General features: G+C 65.2%; 16 protein-coding genes. 13 read left to right on the top strand and 3 right to left on the bottom strand.

The genetic code is table 11. The features are described 5' to 3' along the window. Nucleotides 1-30 precede the first annotated feature (30 nt). The gene (locus ABD742_RS15665; RefSeq protein ID WP_234750779.1) at nucleotides 31-972 is read right to left on the bottom strand and encodes a LysR family transcriptional regulator; all 942 of its coding nucleotides are present in this window, start codon (nucleotides 970-972) and stop codon (nucleotides 31-33) included. A 115-nt stretch (nucleotides 973-1,087) separates the two neighbouring features. On the opposite strand from ABD742_RS15665, the gene tdh reads away from it, so the two are divergent. The 11 genes from tdh (at nucleotide 1,088) to ABD742_RS15610 (ending at nucleotide 12,470) form a co-directional block, all read left to right on the top strand. Continuing rightward, nucleotides 1,088-2,134, top strand: coding sequence for an L-threonine 3-dehydrogenase (gene tdh, locus ABD742_RS15660; RefSeq protein ID WP_234750778.1), 1,047 nt, complete (start codon nucleotides 1,088-1,090; stop codon nucleotides 2,132-2,134). Between the two features lie 44 nt (nucleotides 2,135-2,178). Next, complete coding sequence (locus ABD742_RS15655; RefSeq protein ID WP_234750777.1) at nucleotides 2,179-3,387, top strand: glycine C-acetyltransferase; 1,209 nt, start codon at nucleotides 2,179-2,181, stop codon at nucleotides 3,385-3,387. A 6-nt stretch (nucleotides 3,388-3,393) separates the two neighbouring features. Beyond that, on the top strand, nucleotides 3,394-4,794 hold the full coding sequence (locus ABD742_RS15650; RefSeq protein ID WP_234750776.1) for a 6-phospho-beta-glucosidase: 1,401 nt from the start codon (nucleotides 3,394-3,396) through the stop codon (nucleotides 4,792-4,794). Between the two features lie 55 nt (nucleotides 4,795-4,849). Further along, nucleotides 4,850-5,320: a pyridoxamine 5'-phosphate oxidase family protein gene (locus tag ABD742_RS15645; protein ID WP_234750775.1), complete on the top strand. Its 471-nt coding sequence runs from the start codon at nucleotides 4,850-4,852 to the stop codon at nucleotides 5,318-5,320. Between the two features lie 40 nt (nucleotides 5,321-5,360). Next, complete coding sequence (locus tag ABD742_RS15640) at nucleotides 5,361-6,473, top strand: NAD(P)/FAD-dependent oxidoreductase (protein WP_234750774.1); 1,113 nt, start codon at nucleotides 5,361-5,363, stop codon at nucleotides 6,471-6,473. Nucleotides 6,474-6,484: 11 nt separating this feature from the next. Then, the gene (gene hutI / locus ABD742_RS15635) at nucleotides 6,485-7,708 is read left to right on the top strand and encodes an imidazolonepropionase (RefSeq protein WP_234750773.1); all 1,224 of its coding nucleotides are present in this window, start codon (nucleotides 6,485-6,487) and stop codon (nucleotides 7,706-7,708) included. A 251-nt stretch (nucleotides 7,709-7,959) separates the two neighbouring features. After that, entirely contained in the window at nucleotides 7,960-8,907 is a 948-nt protein-coding gene (locus tag ABD742_RS15630) for an SIS domain-containing protein (protein ID WP_234750772.1), read from the top strand. A gap of 8 nt (nucleotides 8,908-8,915) precedes the next feature. Continuing rightward, nucleotides 8,916-9,866, top strand: coding sequence for an ROK family protein (locus tag ABD742_RS15625; protein WP_234750771.1), 951 nt, complete (start codon nucleotides 8,916-8,918; stop codon nucleotides 9,864-9,866). Continuing rightward, a complete protein-coding gene (locus ABD742_RS15620) occupies nucleotides 9,863-10,819 on the top strand; it encodes a 1-phosphofructokinase family hexose kinase (RefSeq protein ID WP_234750770.1) in 957 nt (318 codons plus the stop codon). Before ABD742_RS15625 ends, ABD742_RS15620 begins: the two co-directional genes overlap by 4 nt. After that, a complete protein-coding gene (locus ABD742_RS15615) occupies nucleotides 10,816-11,655 on the top strand; it encodes a class II fructose-bisphosphate aldolase (RefSeq protein WP_234750769.1) in 840 nt (279 codons plus the stop codon). The genes ABD742_RS15620 and ABD742_RS15615 overlap by 4 nt, the downstream gene beginning before the upstream one ends. A gap of 23 nt (nucleotides 11,656-11,678) precedes the next feature. After that, nucleotides 11,679-12,470 carry a DeoR/GlpR family DNA-binding transcription regulator gene (locus ABD742_RS15610; RefSeq protein ID WP_234750768.1) on the top strand — a complete coding sequence of 264 codons (792 nt, stop codon included), beginning with the start codon at nucleotides 11,679-11,681 and terminating at the stop codon, nucleotides 12,468-12,470. Nucleotides 12,471-12,484: 14 nt separating this feature from the next. On the opposite strand, the gene ABD742_RS15605 is transcribed toward ABD742_RS15610, so the two are convergent. After that, entirely contained in the window at nucleotides 12,485-13,165 is a 681-nt protein-coding gene (locus ABD742_RS15605; protein WP_234750767.1) for a histidine phosphatase family protein, read from the bottom strand. Between the two features lie 101 nt (nucleotides 13,166-13,266). Between ABD742_RS15605 and ABD742_RS15600 the strand changes: the two genes are divergently transcribed. Beyond that, nucleotides 13,267-14,031 carry a CPBP family intramembrane glutamic endopeptidase gene (locus ABD742_RS15600; protein ID WP_234750766.1) on the top strand — a complete coding sequence of 255 codons (765 nt, stop codon included), beginning with the start codon at nucleotides 13,267-13,269 and terminating at the stop codon, nucleotides 14,029-14,031. A gap of 369 nt (nucleotides 14,032-14,400) precedes the next feature. On the opposite strand, the gene ABD742_RS15595 is transcribed toward ABD742_RS15600, so the two are convergent. Further along, nucleotides 14,401-15,039, bottom strand: a complete 639-nt coding sequence (locus ABD742_RS15595; RefSeq protein WP_028266517.1) for a VOC family protein — start codon at nucleotides 15,037-15,039, stop codon at nucleotides 14,401-14,403. A gap of 247 nt (nucleotides 15,040-15,286) precedes the next feature. On the opposite strand from ABD742_RS15595, the gene ABD742_RS15590 reads away from it, so the two are divergent. Beyond that, nucleotides 15,287-16,603 carry a bifunctional o-acetylhomoserine/o-acetylserine sulfhydrylase gene (locus tag ABD742_RS15590; RefSeq protein WP_234750765.1) on the top strand — a complete coding sequence of 439 codons (1,317 nt, stop codon included), beginning with the start codon at nucleotides 15,287-15,289 and terminating at the stop codon, nucleotides 16,601-16,603. The last annotated feature ends 6 nt before the right edge of the window (nucleotides 16,604-16,609 follow it).

The raw sequence follows: 16,609 nt of genomic DNA, 5'->3' as shown, positions 1-16,609 counted from the left end.
TTGGGCGCCCATAACGTCAACAAATGCGAGTCAGTTGGGCTGGATACCGCCGGCGAGTTCGGTCATGACGGTCTGCAGCGCTTCGCAGACCGTCATGACCGATTTCCGTTTCAGGGTTTCCGGCCTCGCCAGGATGTCGATCTTGCGCACGGAATTCACCCCCGCGAGCGGACGCAGCACGACGCCGGCGTCCAGTACCCGCTGGGCGGTGAACCGCGGGAGCAAACCAATCGCGCCACCGGCCGCCACGAGCGAGGCCACGGTTGAGTAGTCGTTGATGCGGTGCAGGACATCCGCCGGACGCCCGCTGACGGCGACGACGGCGGCCAGCACGTCCGCGGGGGAGTAGCCGGCGCGGCTGGTCACCCACTGCTGCCCGACGACGTCGGCCGGCCTGAGTTCGCGTCGCGCCGCGAGCGGGTGCCCCGCAGGTAACGCGACGTCGAGCGGTTCGTCGGCGAGCGGAATCACGGCTACTTTGTCGGTGGGCCACCCGGGGCTGTGCTCCATCCGGTGTGCCAGCACGAGGTCATAGCGCGCGGCGAGGCCAGGAAAATCCTCCTGCGCTACGTCTTCGTCAGCGAGTTTCACGCGGGGAACGCTGCCTTCCGGACCCGCGTTGCGCGCGCTGGTCAGCAAAGCCGCGAGCGGAGCGAACAAAGCCTGGCCCGCACTGTGGAAAGCGCTCACGGTCACGGTGGAACCCGGTGAATCGTGGTACGCGCCAATGGCGGCGCGGGCGTCGGCCATGGCGTTCACGACGGCGGCTCCGGCGTCGGCGAGCACCCGGCCCGCATCGGTGAGCACCAGGGCGCGGCCTTCCTTGCGGGTCAGTGGCACGTCCACCGACTTCTGCAGGAGTGCGAGCTGCTGGGAGACGGCCGAGGGAGTGACCATGAGCGTCTCGGCCACGGCCTTGACACTACCCAGATCTCCTAGTTCCCTGAGCATTTGGAGCTGATGTACTTCCATTAAGCAAATGCTAAATCGTTGATTGAGAAAAACCTAGTTGTGCTAAACCGTCCGTGGGGTTTCAATGAAGTGAAACGGCACACAAACGGCCCAATCCCTTGAGTTAGGAAGACCCATGAAGGCTCTCTACAAGTCCGGTCCCCACTCTGGTTTTGAACTCGTCGAACGGCCCGAGCCGGAGGCAGGTCCCAGCGACGTCAAGATCCGCGTCATGACCACCGGTATCTGCGGAACGGACCTGCACATCCAATCCTGGGACGCTTGGGCGCAGGGCATCATCGGGGCTCCGTTGATCGCGGGACACGAGTTCTACGGCGAAGTGGTATCCGTGGGCGAGGACGTCCGCGACGTCAAGGTCGGTGACCGTGCCTCCGGGGAAGGCCACGTGGTCTGCGGCATCTGCCGCAATTGCCGTGCAGGCCGCCGCCAGATGTGCATCCACACGGTGTCCGTGGGCGTGCAGCGCGATGGCGCCTTCGCCGAATACGTTGTCATCCCCGAGACCAACGTCTGGGTCCACCAGGATCCCTCCATCACTCCTGAGCTCGGCGCCATCTTCGACCCCTTCGGCAACGCCGTCCACACCGCCCTGAGCTTCCCCCTGGTCGGCGAGGATGTGCTCATCACAGGTGCCGGACCCATCGGACTCATGGCAATCGCCGTCGCGCGCCACGCCGGTGCCCGCAAGATCGCCATCACGGACGTCTCCGCTCCCCGCCTCGAACTCGCCCGGAAGATGGGCGTGGACCTCGCCGTCGATGTGTCGAAGATGCGCGTCAAGGATGCCCAGCTCGAGCTCGGCATGCGCGAAGGATTCGACATCGGCCTGGAAATGTCCGGACATCCCACGGCCCTGCCTGAGATGATCAACAACATGAACCACGGCGGACGCATCGCCATGCTTGGCTTGCCCAGCCAGTCCATTGACATCGACTGGGGCAAAGTGGTCACCCACATGCTGACCCTCAAGGGCATCTACGGCCGCGAGATGTACGAAACCTGGTACGCCATGAGCGCCATGCTGTCCTCCAACCCCGTACTGCACAGCCACATTTCCGCCGTCGTCACGGACAAGCTGTCCGCCACCGACTGGGAAAAGGGTTTCGAAATCGCCCGCGCCGGCACAGGCGGCAAGGTCGTCCTCGACTGGACCGAAATCTAAGACACCGTAAAGTCCTCCCCAAGACCCCAGTACCAGGAGCCACCATGTACTCAAGCATCAAAGACCAGCTGCAGGGCGAACTTGAAGAGATCCGCACCGCGGGCCTCTTCAAGACCGAACGCCACATTGACTCGCCGCAGGCCAGCCACATCTCCGCAGGCCAGCTCGGCCAGCCGGCGAATACCGTCCTGAACTTCTGCGCGAACAACTACCTGGGCCTCGCAGACCACCCGGACATCATCGCGGCCGCCAAGTCCGCCATGGACGAGCGCGGCTTCGGCATGGCATCCGTCCGTTTCATCTGCGGCACCCAGGACCTGCACCTTGAGCTCGAGGCCCGCGTCTCACAGTTCCTCGGAACCGAGGACACCATCCTGTTCTCCAGCTGCTTCGACGCCAACGGAGGCGTTTTCGAGTCACTGTTCGGGGCCGAGGACGCCATCATCTCCGATTCCTTGAACCATGCCTCCATCATTGACGGCATCCGGCTCAGCAAGGCCAAGCGCTTCCGCTACGCCAACCAGGACATGGCTGACCTCGAAGCCAAGCTCATCGAGGCCTCAACCGCCGAGGCCCCGGCCCGGCGCAAGATCGTCGTGACGGACGGCGTCTTCTCCATGGACGGCTACCTTGCTCCGCTCGAGGCCATTTGCGATCTCGCGGAAAAGCACGACGCGCTGGTCATGGTGGACGATTCCCACGCCGTCGGCTTCATGGGAGCCACCGGTGCCGGAACCCCGGAACACGCGGGTGTTTCCGACAGGATCGACATCTACACCGGCACGTTCGGGAAGGCCCTTGGCGGCGCCTCCGGCGGCTACGTCTCCGGCCGCAGCGAAATCATCGCCATGCTGCGCCAGAAGGCCCGCCCGTACCTGTTCTCCAACTCCCTGGCCCCGGCGATCGTTGCAGCCACCATCAAGGCCATTGAGCTGGTCCGGGGCTCGGGCGAGCTCCGCTCCAGGCTCTTCGAGAACGCTGCCTTGTTCCGCCGCCGCATGAGCGAGGAAGGCTTCGAACTGCTCGACGGCGAGCACGCCATCATTCCGGTGATGTTCGGCGACGCCGTGGTGGCCGCGAAGGTTGCCGACGAGATGCTCCACCACGGAGTGTTCGTCACGGCGTTCAGCTACCCGGTGGTACCCAAGGGAGCAGCCCGGATCCGCGTGCAGCTCTCGGCGGCACACAGCTCCGAGGACGTCGAGGCGTGTGTTGAGGCCTTTGTGAAGAGCCGCGCCGCCGCGGGGCTCTGAGTTCCCATGATCCTCACCATCCTGGGCGGCGGGGGATTCCGGGTACCCCTGGTCTATTCAGCATTGCTGTCCGACCATAGGCCCGGCCGGGTCACCGAACTGAGGCTGTTCGATTCCGACCCCGCGCGCCTGGGCGTGGTAGCCAGGGTCCTTGCCGACCTGGCCGAGGGGGTGCCCGGCGCACCCTCAGTGAGGATGTTCACGGAGCTGTCCGAAGCCCTGCCCGGTACCGACTTCATCTTCTCCGCCATCCGGGTGGGTGGCCTGGTGGGGCGTGCCGCCGATGAACGGATCGCCCTGAAGAACGGCGTCATCGGGCAGGAGACCGTCGGCGCCGGCGGGATTTCCTATGCCCTGCGGACCATTCCCGTAGTCCTGGACATCGCCGAGGCCGTGAAGAAACATGCTGCGGACGCCTGGTTCATCAACTTCACCAATCCGGCCGGGGTCATCACCGAAGTCATGACGCGGGTCCTTGGCAGCAAGGTGGTGGGGATCTGCGATTCGCCGGTGGGGCTGGCCAGGAGATGCCTGCTCGCAACCGGAGTCCACCGCGGAGCGGCAGCCTTTCGGGACGGTTCCGTGGAAATCGACTACATCGGCCTCAACCACCTGGGCTGGCTGCGCGGGCTGGTAGTCGACGGTGAGGATGTCCTGCCGCGGCTCCTGGCCGACGACGGCGCCATCGAGTCCTTCGAAGAAGGCCGGCTGTTCGGCGCTTCCTGGATCAAAGCCCTGGGCGCGGTTCCCAACGAGTATCTGCATTACTACTACTTCAGGCGGGAAGCGCTCGACGCTGACCGGCGCGCCGAAACCACCCGCGGCGCTTACCTGGCGCGGCAACAGTCATCCTTCTACAGCGGGCTAGTGGAAGCGAACGACGGCGGTGCGGAGCCCGCCTTGGGGGGCCCGTCGTCGAAATCAGCCCTCAGGCTCTGGGAAAAGACCAAGCTCGATCGCGAAGAGACGTACATGCAAAGCAACAGGGAGGCGGCCGGCACGTTCGAACGCGACGCCGAGGACCTGGTGTCCGGCGGCTACGAGACCGTCGCCTTGGCGATCATGCGTGCCATCAGCCAGGGGGAAACGGCCCGCCTGATCCTGAATGTCCCCAATGGGGGCACCCTGTCTGAGCTCGACGCCGACGCCGTCATCGAGGCGCCCTGCCTCGTGGATGCCGGCGGAGTCCGCTTGCTCCCGGCAAAGGCTCTTCCGGACTACGCGCGCGGACTCGTCATCAACGCCAAAGCGGTGGAACGTGCCACGATCGACGCTGCTCTCACGGGTTCCCGGCGCTCAGCCTACAAGTCGATGGCCATGAACCCGCTCGTGGACTCGGTCAGGGTGGCAGAAGCGCTCCTGGATGACTACATCCGCCATTTCAAGGAGCTCCAGTACTTGCGCTGAGTCCCCTTCATGGGAGCCCTGTCCCAAGGGGGATCGGAGGCCTAGTATCTGCAGCATGGACAAAGATGCAGCACAACGTGTAACCGAGGTGTTGGATTCGCAGCAATGCTGGAATCTCCTGAGGGGCGTGTCCGTCGGCAGGCTGGCCGTGTGGCTCGGAGACCACCCTGACATTTTTCCGATCAATTACACCGTGGACCAGGGGACGGTTGTCTTCAGGACCGGAGCGGGCACAAAGCTGGTCGCGGCGTTGGGCGAATTCCCGGTGGCCATGGAAGTGGACGGCGTCGATGCGAACACGGGAGTCGCATGGAGTGTTGTGCTCCACGGCAAAGCGACGCCCGTCAAACAGCTCGACGACGTGGTCAACTCGTTCTCGTTGCCCCTGTTTCCGTGGGAAGCCGGCAAGAAGGACCACTTCGTGCGGGTTCCTGCGGATTCGATCTCCGGGCGGCGCTTCACCGTCACGGAGCCGCTCACGTGGTGGACCCCCTACAGCGGCATCAAGCGGTCCGCGGTGGAATAGCCCCCTCGCATCTGCGGCTGTGCGCTGACAGGATGGGGGGATGGCTGCAAATTATGATGTGGTAATTGTCGGCGGAGGCATCGCCGGGTTGTCGTTGGCGTCAGCGCTGGCCGGCCAGTGTTCGGTGGCCCTCGTGGAAGCCGAACAGACGCTGGCCTACCACACGTCCTCCCGCTCGGCCCGGCAGTTGATCCCAAGTTTCGGCCCAGCCGTCGTGCAGGAACTCACCGTCCGCACGCTGGAACTGATGGTAGCCCGCGACGCCGCGTTGCCGGTACCGGTACTGGAACAGCGCTCGTTTATGTTGGTGGGCGACGAAGCCACCGTCAAGGCAGAAGCCAGCGGGCACATGCACCCCATCACGCACGCCGGAGCCCTTGAGTTGTGCCCGGCACTGAATCCCGGATCCTTCACGGCCGCTGGCCTGGATACAGGGTCGTTCGCCTGCAATGCGCCCGTGCTCTTGGAAGACCACCGGCAACGGGCCGAGGCCGGGGGAGTGGACATCATCACCGGCGCCCGGGTCCATTCTGCCCAACGCCTCGGTTCCGGCTGGCAATTGGGCGCCGGGCTGGAAGGTTTCCAGTCCGCCGTCGTCGTCAACGCAGCAGGTGCCTGGGCGGACGAACTCGCGGTCCTCAGCGGGGTGGAAAAGCTGGGCTTGCAGCCGTTCCGGCGTACTGCGGCAATCGTCGACGTCGAACGCCCGCTTGCGCCGGGCACCCCCATGGTGGCGGCAGCGGATGACTCCTACTACTTCCGGCGCGAGGGGGAGCAAGTGCTCATTTCGCCGTCGGAGACGGTGCCGAGCGGCCCCGAAGACGCACAGCCGCGTCCCGGCGACGTGGAAGAGCTCGTGGCCCGGCTGAATTCGATCACCTCGCTGGGCATCCGCTCCGTGGCCAAAGCATGGACCGGGTTGCGCACCGAAGCTGCCGACGGCGTTCCTGTGGTGGGGTTCGACGCCGAGGCTCCCGGCTTCTACTGGCTTGCGGGCCAAGGCGGTTACGGTTTCCAGACCTCCTCCGCCATTGCTGAACTCGCTGCCGCCGAGATCCTGGGTTCGGGGATCGTTGGCCCTGCATCGGGCATCAGTCCGGTATCCCGGACACCGGGGTCGCTCGCGGCCACCCGTTGGTCCATCCGCCGTTGAACAATAGGTTCATGAGCGGGCAGACGAGCACACTGATCAGCAACATCGGCGAACTGATGACCCAGGACGCGGAGCATCGTGTCCTTAAGGACGCCGCCGTGGTGATCGAAGGTGAGCGGATTTCCTGGATCGGTCCGGCATCGGAGGCTCCCTCGGCTGATGAACACGTGGACGCGGAGGGCCGCGCCGTGCTCCCGGGATGGGTGGACTCGCACTCGCACCTGATTTTCGCCGGAGACCGCACCGCCGAATTCGAGGCCAGGATGGCCGGCCAGCGCTACAGCGCCGGCGGCATTGCCGTCACCACAGGCGCCACCCGCGCCGCGAGCGACGAGGAACTGACCCGACTCGCCGCCGGGCGCGTGGCCGAAGCCGTCTCCCAAGGCACCACCTACCTCGAGAGCAAGACCGGCTACGGACTGGACCTTGAGAACGAGGCCCGCAGTGCACGCATCGCGGCCGCGACCGTGGACGAAGTCACCTACCTCGGCGCGCACTTGGTCCCGGCCGGAGCCGACGCCGAGGAATACACGGACCTCGTCTGCGGCCCAATGCTCGACGCCGTCCGCCCGTACGTCAGCTGGGCCGACGTTTTCTGCGAGCGCGGCGCTTTCACCGAAGATCAGTCGCGCCGCGTCCTGACCGCTTGCCGCGATGCGGGCCTGGGCCTGCGTGTCCACGGCAACCAACTGGGTGAAGGACCTGGCGTGCAGTTGGCTGTGGAGTTCGGTGCGGCCAGTGTTGACCACGTCAATTACCTTTCAGCGGCCGACATCGAGGCGCTCGCAGGTACCTGGGGCGGCTGGGATGCCTCCACCGGAACGGGCACGCGCGGCACGGTGGCCACGTGCCTGCCGGCGTGCGATCTCTCCACCCGCCAGCCGCTCGCCCCGGGCCGCGCACTGATCGACGCGGGGGTGCAGCTTGCCTTGGCCGCGAACTGCAACCCCGGCACCTCCTACACGAGCTCCATCGCGTTCTGCGTCACCACGGCGGTGCTGCAGATGCACCTGAGCGTCCACGAAGCCGTCCGGGCGGCCACGTATGGCGGTGCGCTCGCGCTCGGCAGGGAGTCGGGCAACGACGTCGACGGCGAACGGGCGGTGGGATCGATCGCCGTCGGGCACCGCGCAGACCTGCACATGCTCAAGGCGCCGTCGGCGACGCACCTGGCGTACCGGCCCGGTATCCCGCTGACTTTCGCGGTGTGGAGGGCAGGCGTGCGCGAGGTCTAGCGGCGCTCTCGAGTCAACAAGGCAGGGTCTCTCCGTATGGAGGGGCCCTGCTTTTGCTTGTGCACTCTAGCGACGCCAAGGCGGGGTTCCTCCCTAGGGGCGGTCATTCACATTTGCCCGGCGCGCCGAGGCCCGCCGCGATCCTTGTGCGATTGAATATGATCGTTTAGTGTTTATATGGATCATAAAACGTCAAATCGTTGAGTTTTGAAGAGCGCGTCAAAGAAGCGCGGACAGGAATGGTAAGTGCGATGAGTAACAACACCCTCGGGGCCTTCATGGAACAAGAGCTTGTTTCGCAGCCCGAGGTCTGGAAGCGGGCCATCGAGCAATGCGAACTTGAGCAAGCCAAGGCGGAGCACCTGCTTCCCGCTGACGGCGAGCGGATCGCCGTCGTCGGTTGCGGTACCTCATGGTTCATGGCGCAGAGCTATGCCGCTGCCCGCGAAGCCTCGGGCAAGGGCGTCACCGACGCGTTCGCAGCATCCGAAGCCTTCCTCAATCACAACAGCGCCGGCCGCCAGTACGACGCCGTCATCGCCATCACCCGCTCCGGCACCACCACGGAGGTACTTGAGCTGTTGGAAGCCGTGCGCGGAAAGGCCGTCAGCGGAAAACCCAGGACGATTGCGGTGATCGGCGACGTGAATTCTCCCGGCACCACCCTGGCCGACGCCGTGATCGGCCTTCCCTACGCGGACGAGAAATCGGTGGTCCAGACCCGCTTCGCGACGACTGCCCTTGTGTACCTCCTGACGAGCCTGGGCATCGAGCTCGGCACGGCAATCGAGGACGCCCGCACTGCCGTCACCGAGCCTGTTTCCCAGGAGCTGCTCGACGCCGAACAGTTCACCTTCCTCGGTACCGGCTGGACCGTTGGCCTGGCCCACGAAGCCGGCCTCAAGATGCGCGAAGCCGTGCAGGGCTGGACCGAATCCTATCCGGCGATGGAATACCGGCACGGTCCCATCTCCATTGCCGCGCCTGGCCGGGTGACGTGGATCTTCGGCCCGCAACCCGAGGGGCTGGACGCCGACATGAGCCGCACAGGCGCCCTCTACGTCAACACCGGCAAGCACCCGCTCGCCGAGCTGGCCCGGGTCCATAAGGTCACCCTGGAGCGGGCGCGCGTGCGTGGCCTCAACCCCGATCTTCCGCGCAACCTCACGCGCTCTGTTGTCCTGAACGCCACGGCCTAGGCAATCCCATGGTTCTCGGAGCCGCTGAATCCGCAGTCCTGGCCTTCGATGTCGGCGGCACGGATCTGAAGGCAGGCCTTGTCGACGCGGCTGGGAATGTCCAGGGCCTCCGCCGCACCGCTACGCCCCACGATCCCTTGCGCCCGGGCGAGGCGATCCTGGACGCCATCGCCGCGCTGGCTGCTGAGTTTGCCGCTGAATTCCCCGGCCACCCGGCGAAGGCCGCATGCATTGTCGTTCCGGGAATCGTGGACTCCGACACCGGAGTGGGGATCTATTCGGCGAACCTGGGGTGGCGGAACTTTCCCTTTGGGGAAAAGGCCGCGCAGCGCCTCGGGCTGCCGGTCTCCTTCGGCCACGATGTCAGCACGGCCGCCGAAGCCGAATTCCGTTTCGGAGCGGCCCGCGATTTTGGAAACGTCGTGGTGATGGTGGTTGGCACCGGGATCGCCGCCGCCGTCATCTCCGACGGGTACCCGGTGCGCGCGGGCGGCTTCGCCGGGGAACTGGGCCACGCCCTCGTTCCGGACCCCGACGGCCCGGGCCACACGATCCTCGAGGCAGTCGGCTCCGCCGGAGCGATCGCCCGGCGTTACAGCGACAAAGCCGGAACTCCGCGCACCGGTGCCCGTGAAGTCCTCGAACGGGCCAAAGCGGGCGATGCACTTGCGGCACGGATCTGGGCCGACGCCGTGGATGCGCTCGCCTTCAGCCTCAGCCAATGCGTCAGCATCATCGGCACCGAAGCAGTGGTGGTGGGCGGCGGGCTTGCCGAAGCGGGAGAAGGACTCCTGCAGCCACTCCGTTCGCGCCTCGATGAGCTGCTCGATTTCCAGCGCCGGCCCATCATCATGCGCGCCCAACTCGGCCAGGATGCAGGCCTGCTCGGGGCCGCCATGAGGGCCAGGGCCCTGCTCCCGGCCGCTAACGCCGCCTCCGGCACGGGGACGAGGCGATGAAACAGGCCATGAAACGGGTCATCACCGTCACGCCCAATCCGGCCGTCGACCTCAGCTACCACGTCGCCGGGATCACCCCCGGAGCAAGCCATCGCGTCGCCGCACCCCTCAGCCGTGCAGGTGGAAAAGGCCTCAACGTTGCGCGCGTGGCCCACCAGCTGGGCCACCCCGTGCTGGCACTCGCGCCCTCGGGCGGCACGGCCGGTGCGGAATTCGCTGCCGAACTGCTCAGCAGCGGCGTGCCGCATCGCCTGATTCCGGTCGCCGCGGAAACACGGCGCAGCATCGCCCTCGTGGACACGGTGGGCGGCGAAACGTCCATCTTCAATGAAGAGGGGAGCCCGCTCCAGCCGTCCGAATGGCAGGCGCTGGCCGCCGCCGTCGTCGACGCCCTGGACGGGCAAAGCGCGGGAGTGCTTGTCGGTTCCGGCAGCCTGCCTCCCGGCGCACCCGCCGACTTCTACCCGGCGCTCGTGCGCCTGGCGCACGACGCCGGGATTCCCGCCGTCGTCGATACCTCCGGTCCCGGGATCATCGCCGCCGCACGCGCCGGAGCGGACCTCCTCAAGCCCAACAACCACGAACTCCTCGAAGCAACGGGGGAAAGCAGCCTGGACGTCGCGGCACGGCGATTGATCGCCCTCGGCGCCAAAACGGTCCTGGTCAGTGCCGGCGCTGAAGGCATGCTTGCGTTCCACCATGCCGCCCCCGGAGGCTACTGGAGCGCCCGGCTCCCGGAACCACTCAAAGGCAACCCCACGGGGGCCGGCGACGCCGGTGTGGCGGCGGCCGCCGTCGCGCTCGCCGCCGGCATCACCGACATCCCCACGATCCTCCGCCGGGCAACAGCCTGGTCCGCCGCAGCGGTGCTCATGCCGTCCGCCGGCGAGATCTCGCCGCTCTACGCGGACCTCGAAGACCAACTCATTCTCAGCTGGAAGGAGACCCTGTGACGCTCGTCAGTACACGGGAACTCATGGATACCGCCGCGGCCAACGGAATCGGACAGGGCGCCTTCAACGTCATCCACCTCGAAACAGCGGAAGGCCTGGTGGCCGGGGCGGAGTCGGCGGGTGTCCCGTTGATCCTGCAGATATCGGAGAACTGCGTCCGTTTCCACGGCGGACTCGTCCCGATTGCCCGGGGTGCCATGTCCATCGCCAGGGACTCTTCGGTGCCCGTGGCACTGCACCTGGACCACGCCGAATCCGAAGAGCTGGCCCTGCAGGCCGTCGACCTCGGGTTCGGGTCCGTCATGTACGACGGCGCGCACTTGCCCTATGACTCGAACGTTGAAGTCACGCGTCGGATCGCCAAATACGCCCAGGACCACGGGGTCTACGTCGAGGCCGAGCTCGGGAAAGTGGGAGGCAAGGACGGTGCCCATGCTCCGGGAGTCCGGACGGATCCGGCCGAGGCCCGCTCCTTTGTGGACGCCACCGGCGTCGACGCCCTCGCCGTCGCCGTCGGTTCCTCGCACGCGATGACCGAACGCAGTGCAGCCTTGGACTTGGCCCTCATCACCCGGCTCAAGGAGGCCGTCCGGCTGCCGCTCGTCCTTCACGGGTCCTCCGGCGTGGCGGATGAAACGCTGGTGGCGGCAATCCGGGCCGGTATGACTAAGATCAACGTATCCACACACTTGAACGGGTTCTTCACCCGCGCCGTCCGTGAGTACCTGGATGCCAACCCCTCGGTGGTGGACTCCCGCAAGTACATCAAGGCCGGACGGGACGCCCTGGTGTTGGAAACCGCACGTCTGCTGACGCTGTTCGCGAAAGTGAACTAGTCCCAATTTCCGGAAGGTTCGTGATGACCCGCAACGATCGACTGACAGCCATCCTTGATCTCCTCGCCGAGTCAGGGCATGTTGAGGTCGAGGATATCGTGACCCGACTGGCCGTCTCGCCGGCCACTGCGCGCCGTGATCTGGACAGCCTCGCGAAGCAGCGGCTGCTCAGCCGTACGCGCGGGGGTGCAACGACGGGATCGGTGGCCTACGAACTTCCGGGGCGCTACAACAGGGATGACCACGCCGAGGCCAAGCAGCAAATTGCCTTGGCAGCTTCGGAGCTCATCATGCCCGGGGCGGTGATCGGACTCAGCGGCGGCACCACCAACACGGCCCTGGCCCAAGTGCTGTCCACCCGCGAAGACTTGAACGCGCCCTCCAACCGGCCCATGCTGACGGTGGTCACCAACGCCATCAACATCGCGGCCCAGCTTGCCGTGCGCCCCAACATCAAGATCATGGTCACCGGCGGCATCCTGAACCCGCGTTCCTATGAACTGGTCGGGCCTTACACGGATGTCATCATGCAGAAGGTTGCCTTGGACATCGCCTTCATCGGCGTCAACGGAGTCGATCCCAAGATCGGCCCCACGATCACCGACGAGGGAGAAGCGATGGTGAATACCGTCATGGCCCGGCGCGCCACCGACTCCTATGTCCTGGCCGACTCCACGAAGATCGGCAAGCGCGCCTTCGCGGCAATGGCCGGGTACGATTTCCGGCGGCTCATCACGGATTCGGGCATCACGGCAGAGGACAAAGCAGCATTTGAAGCCAGCGGCACCGAAGTGATCGTGGCCAAGGACGCCTAGCGGCGTTGTGCCCGTCAGATGACCATCGGGGGAGCGTTCAGCACGGTCTCGTCGGTGCTGCGCTGCACCCACTGGCTGAACGGCGTATCGAGATCGTACTTGTCCTGGTCGTTTCGGATAAGCGTCCGTAGCTCCGCATTGCCCGGGTTGTTGAGGGACTCGAAGTACTCCACAGACCAGTGGAACCATCGCATGCAGAAGAGCCGCATGGTGAGGCCGTGGGTTACCAACAGGGTGTTGGGCGCGTAGTCGGGTTTTTCCCAGTGCCGGTACAGGGTTTCCATGAAGGACGAAATCCGGTCGTAGACATCGGAGCCTGATTCGCCCTCTCGGAACCGGTAGAAGAAGTGCCCGTAGAGGTTGCGAAGCTCCTTCTGATCCCCGATGTCACCGGCAATCTGGAAGTTGGCCCAGTCCTGTTCACGCAGCCGGGGCTCCTCGACGACCCTTTCCGTGAGGCTGCCCAGATTCAGTGCCTCAAGGGTCTGGTATGCCCGAAGGTACGGCGAGACATAAACGCACACAGGTTCGCCGTCGAGCTTCCTGCGCAGTGCCTCACCCGCGGCCCGTGCCTGCTCGATGCCAAGCTCCGTCAGCGGGATGCGGTAATCGGGCACACGGTTGTAGATGGAAGTGTCGGCATTGGCGGCGGACTGGCCGTGCCGGATCATGAAGATTCGTGCTGGCGCGCTCATCCCACCAAGCATAGGGTCAGGAGCCGCCCGGCCCATGCAAGCGGACACCCGGGGACCCGGCTCCGAGGAAAACATCAGGCAAATAAAGGCAAGATAGGAGCATGCTCCTAGCCTCAACGCGCCGGTTGCGCGCCGAAGTACTGATTGTCCTTGGACTGTCCCTGGGCCAATCGGCCGTGTACTCCGTGGTGCAGTTGTTGGACAAGATGACCCAGGGGCCTTTGGCCCATGCGACATCCACCCTCAACCGCTCGCAGAGCACGCGGGAGTACTTCGATCTCACCTACCAGCTGTTGGATATCGCGTTCGCGCTGGTCCCTGTGGTGTTGGTGTTCTACTTCCTGTCTTTGCACCGCCAAACGGCCGAGAGCCCCTCAGGTTTCACGCGGCTGGGCTTCAACTTCGCCCGCCCGGGCCGTGACGCCTTGCAAGGACTGGGCCTCGCCGCGCTGATCGGAATCCCGTCGCTGGGGCTCTATGCGGCCGGCCGCGCCCTGGGAATCACGACGGCGATCATCCCGAGCGGCCTGGACTCTTACTGGTGGACCGTGCCGGTGCTGGTCCTCTCCGCGGTGCGGCACGCCGTCGTCGAAGAAGTCATCGTGGTGGGCTACCTCTTGGACCGGTTCGGGAAGTTCGGGTGGAGCACTCCACTGGCGATCGTGCTCAGCGCGCTCCTCCGCGGCAGTTACCACCTGTACCAAGGCTTTGGGCCCTTCATCGGCAACGCCGTGATGGGCCTCGTGTTCGGCTGGATCTACACGAAGACCAAACGGGTCATGCCGCTCGTGGTGGCCCACGCCCTCCTGGACATCGTGGCGTTCGTCGGCTTCAGCGTCTTCGGCAAGGCCATCGGGCTGGGTTAGAAACAACGCCGTTTCCTTAGGCGAGACCCTTATTCGCTGGGGACACGCAAGTTCGCCATGGACACCGTCGGATTCTGCTGGATCATTCTCTTCGCCAAAGTTGCCGGTCCCGTGATTCCGCGGGCCCGGAATTTGTCCATTCGAATGATTGAGCAGAATCCGACATCCCAGCGAAGACGATCCCGGGACGGACATGACGCGCCCGGGATTTACACCCGTTTTGTCCAATAACCCGGGCTAGGAACAGAGCCCTTAAAAGGTTTCGGCCGCCATTGCGGGGTGACGTCATTGGCACCCGCATATGGCGGCCGAAGTTTTTCCCGGGCCCTCCTGGCCCGATGGTCCGTCAAATGGTGACGGGATGGTCCGTCAGATGGTGACGGCTCCGTTGGCGGTTTCGAACGTTACCGACATGATTCCCGGCGTTCCGTGCGGAGCCATCCATTGGACTGCAACGTCCTCAAGCGGCTTCTCCACGGGCTCCCCGAGCCATTCGGTGACGCGCTCCGCGGAGCCGGCAATGGTGAGGCTGGACATCTTTACGTCGCTGGGGTAAACGAGGGACGGGTGAAGTGCAGGGTCGCCCTCCCAACGGAGCAGGTAGGGAACCTGGGGATCGGCGATGAGTCCCAGGATGCCGATCTGCGACCAGACGAGTTCGCGACCGTCCGGAAACTTGCGATTGCCGGGGACAGCGGCGCGTCCGAGCCGCTGTTCGAACGGGCTCAGGTCGTCAACAGCGACGCACCAGCCCATCCATCCACCTCCTGCGGCGGAGCGTGCACGGACGGCTTGTCCAAAAGGTGCCTTGTCGGATGCCGGGTGGTCAAGGACCTCGACAACTTCCAGGTATTTGTGGTCAGCAAGGGGGATGATCATGTTCCGGGTACCGAAGCGCGGGTGCACTCCGCCCCGGACTGCGTCCACTCCCAATGCTGCGGAAATCCGCTCGGTGGTGGCCAAGAGGCCATCTCGTTCACAAGCGTAAGAGACGTGATCCATGCGCATGGCTTCATCTTGGCACTTTGTGATGAAGCTCTCAGCTAAGCCAAGCCTAACCAAGGTGGGATGTATCGAAAACGCAGCTCAGAGTCACTTCAGGACGCGCCAAGACCGAAAACTACTGTGTTCGTCACAAAGCTTCCGGAGCCCGCAATACCGTCCCTAGACTGGCGGCAACCGAACGCCGGCAGGCTGAATACCGCAGCTCGGCAGGCTGAAGCACGGCAGAGAGCCCAGACAACCAGGAGTCCGCATGTCCCAAGGATGGTCATTCGAAACGCGCCAGATCCACGCCGGCCAGGAGCCGGACGCCGCCACCGGCGCCCGGGCACTCCCCATCTACCAGACCACCTCGTTCGTCTTTCCCAGCGCGGAAAGCGCGGCCAACCGCTTTGCGCTGGCCGAGCTGGCGCCCATCTACACCCGCATCGGCAACCCTACGCAGGATGCGGTGGAACAGCGCATAGCGAGCCTGGAGGGTGGCCTGGCGGCGCTTCTGCTGAGCTCCGGCCAAGCCGCGGAAACGTTCGCCATCCTCAACGTCGCCGAGGCCGGCGACCACCTGGTCGCCAGCCCGAGCCTTTACGGCGGCACCTACAACCTGCTCGCTCACACGCTGAAGAAATTCGGGATCTCGGTCACCTTCGTCGAGGACCCGGACAACCTCGACCACTGGCGCGACGCCGTGCAGCCAGATACCAAGCTGTTCTTCGCCGAAGTCGTCTCGAACCCCCGCCAGGACGTTTTGGACATCGAGGGCGTCTCCCGCATCGCGCACGAGGCCGGAGTCCCGCTCGTCGTCGACAACACCCTCGCCACGCCCTACCTGATCCGGCCCATCGAGTGGGGCGCGGACATCGTGGTGCATTCGGCCACCAAGTACCTGGGCGGGCACGGATCTGCCATAGCCGGTGTCATCGTGGACTCCGGCAACTTCGATTTCGGCAAGGACCCCGAGCGGTTCCCCAACTTCAACACTCCGGACCCCAGCTACAACGGCCTGGTCTATGCCCGCGACCTCGGCAAGGACGGTGCCCTCGGCGCGAACCTCTCCTACATCCTCAAGGCCCGGGTCCAGCTTCTGCGCGACCTCGGCTCGGCAGTATCCCCGTTCAACGCTTTCCTGATCTCCCAAGGAATCGAAACCCTCAGCCTGCGGGTGGAACGCCACGTGGACAACGCCACTAAAGTGGCGCAATGGCTCGAAGGGCGCGACGACGTCGAATCGGTCGCGTACGCGGGGCTGCCTTCGAGTCCGTGGTTCGAACGCGGGCGGAAGTACGGGCCCCGGGGCACTGGCGCGGTGGTCTCCTTCACCATCCGCGGCGGGATCGACGCCGGCAAACGCTTCGTGGACGCCCTGGAGCTGCATTCGCACGTGGCAAACATCGGCGACGTCCGTTCCTTGGTCATCCACCCCGCGTCCACGACGCACAGCCAGCTGACCCCGGAACAGCAGGCCGTGGCCGGAGTGACCCCGGGCCTGGTGCGGCTGTCCGTCGGGATCGAGCACATCGACGACATCCTCGCGGACCTCGAGTCAGGATTCCGGGCGGCCAAGGGCGCCTAGGGAGCC

The organism is Arthrobacter ramosus (genome assembly GCF_039535095.1).
Taxonomy (GTDB): Bacteria; Actinomycetota; Actinomycetes; order Actinomycetales; family Micrococcaceae; genus Arthrobacter; species Arthrobacter ramosus.
Note: the sequence above shows the minus strand (reverse complement) of the source record. Positions and strands in the feature narration are given on the sequence as shown.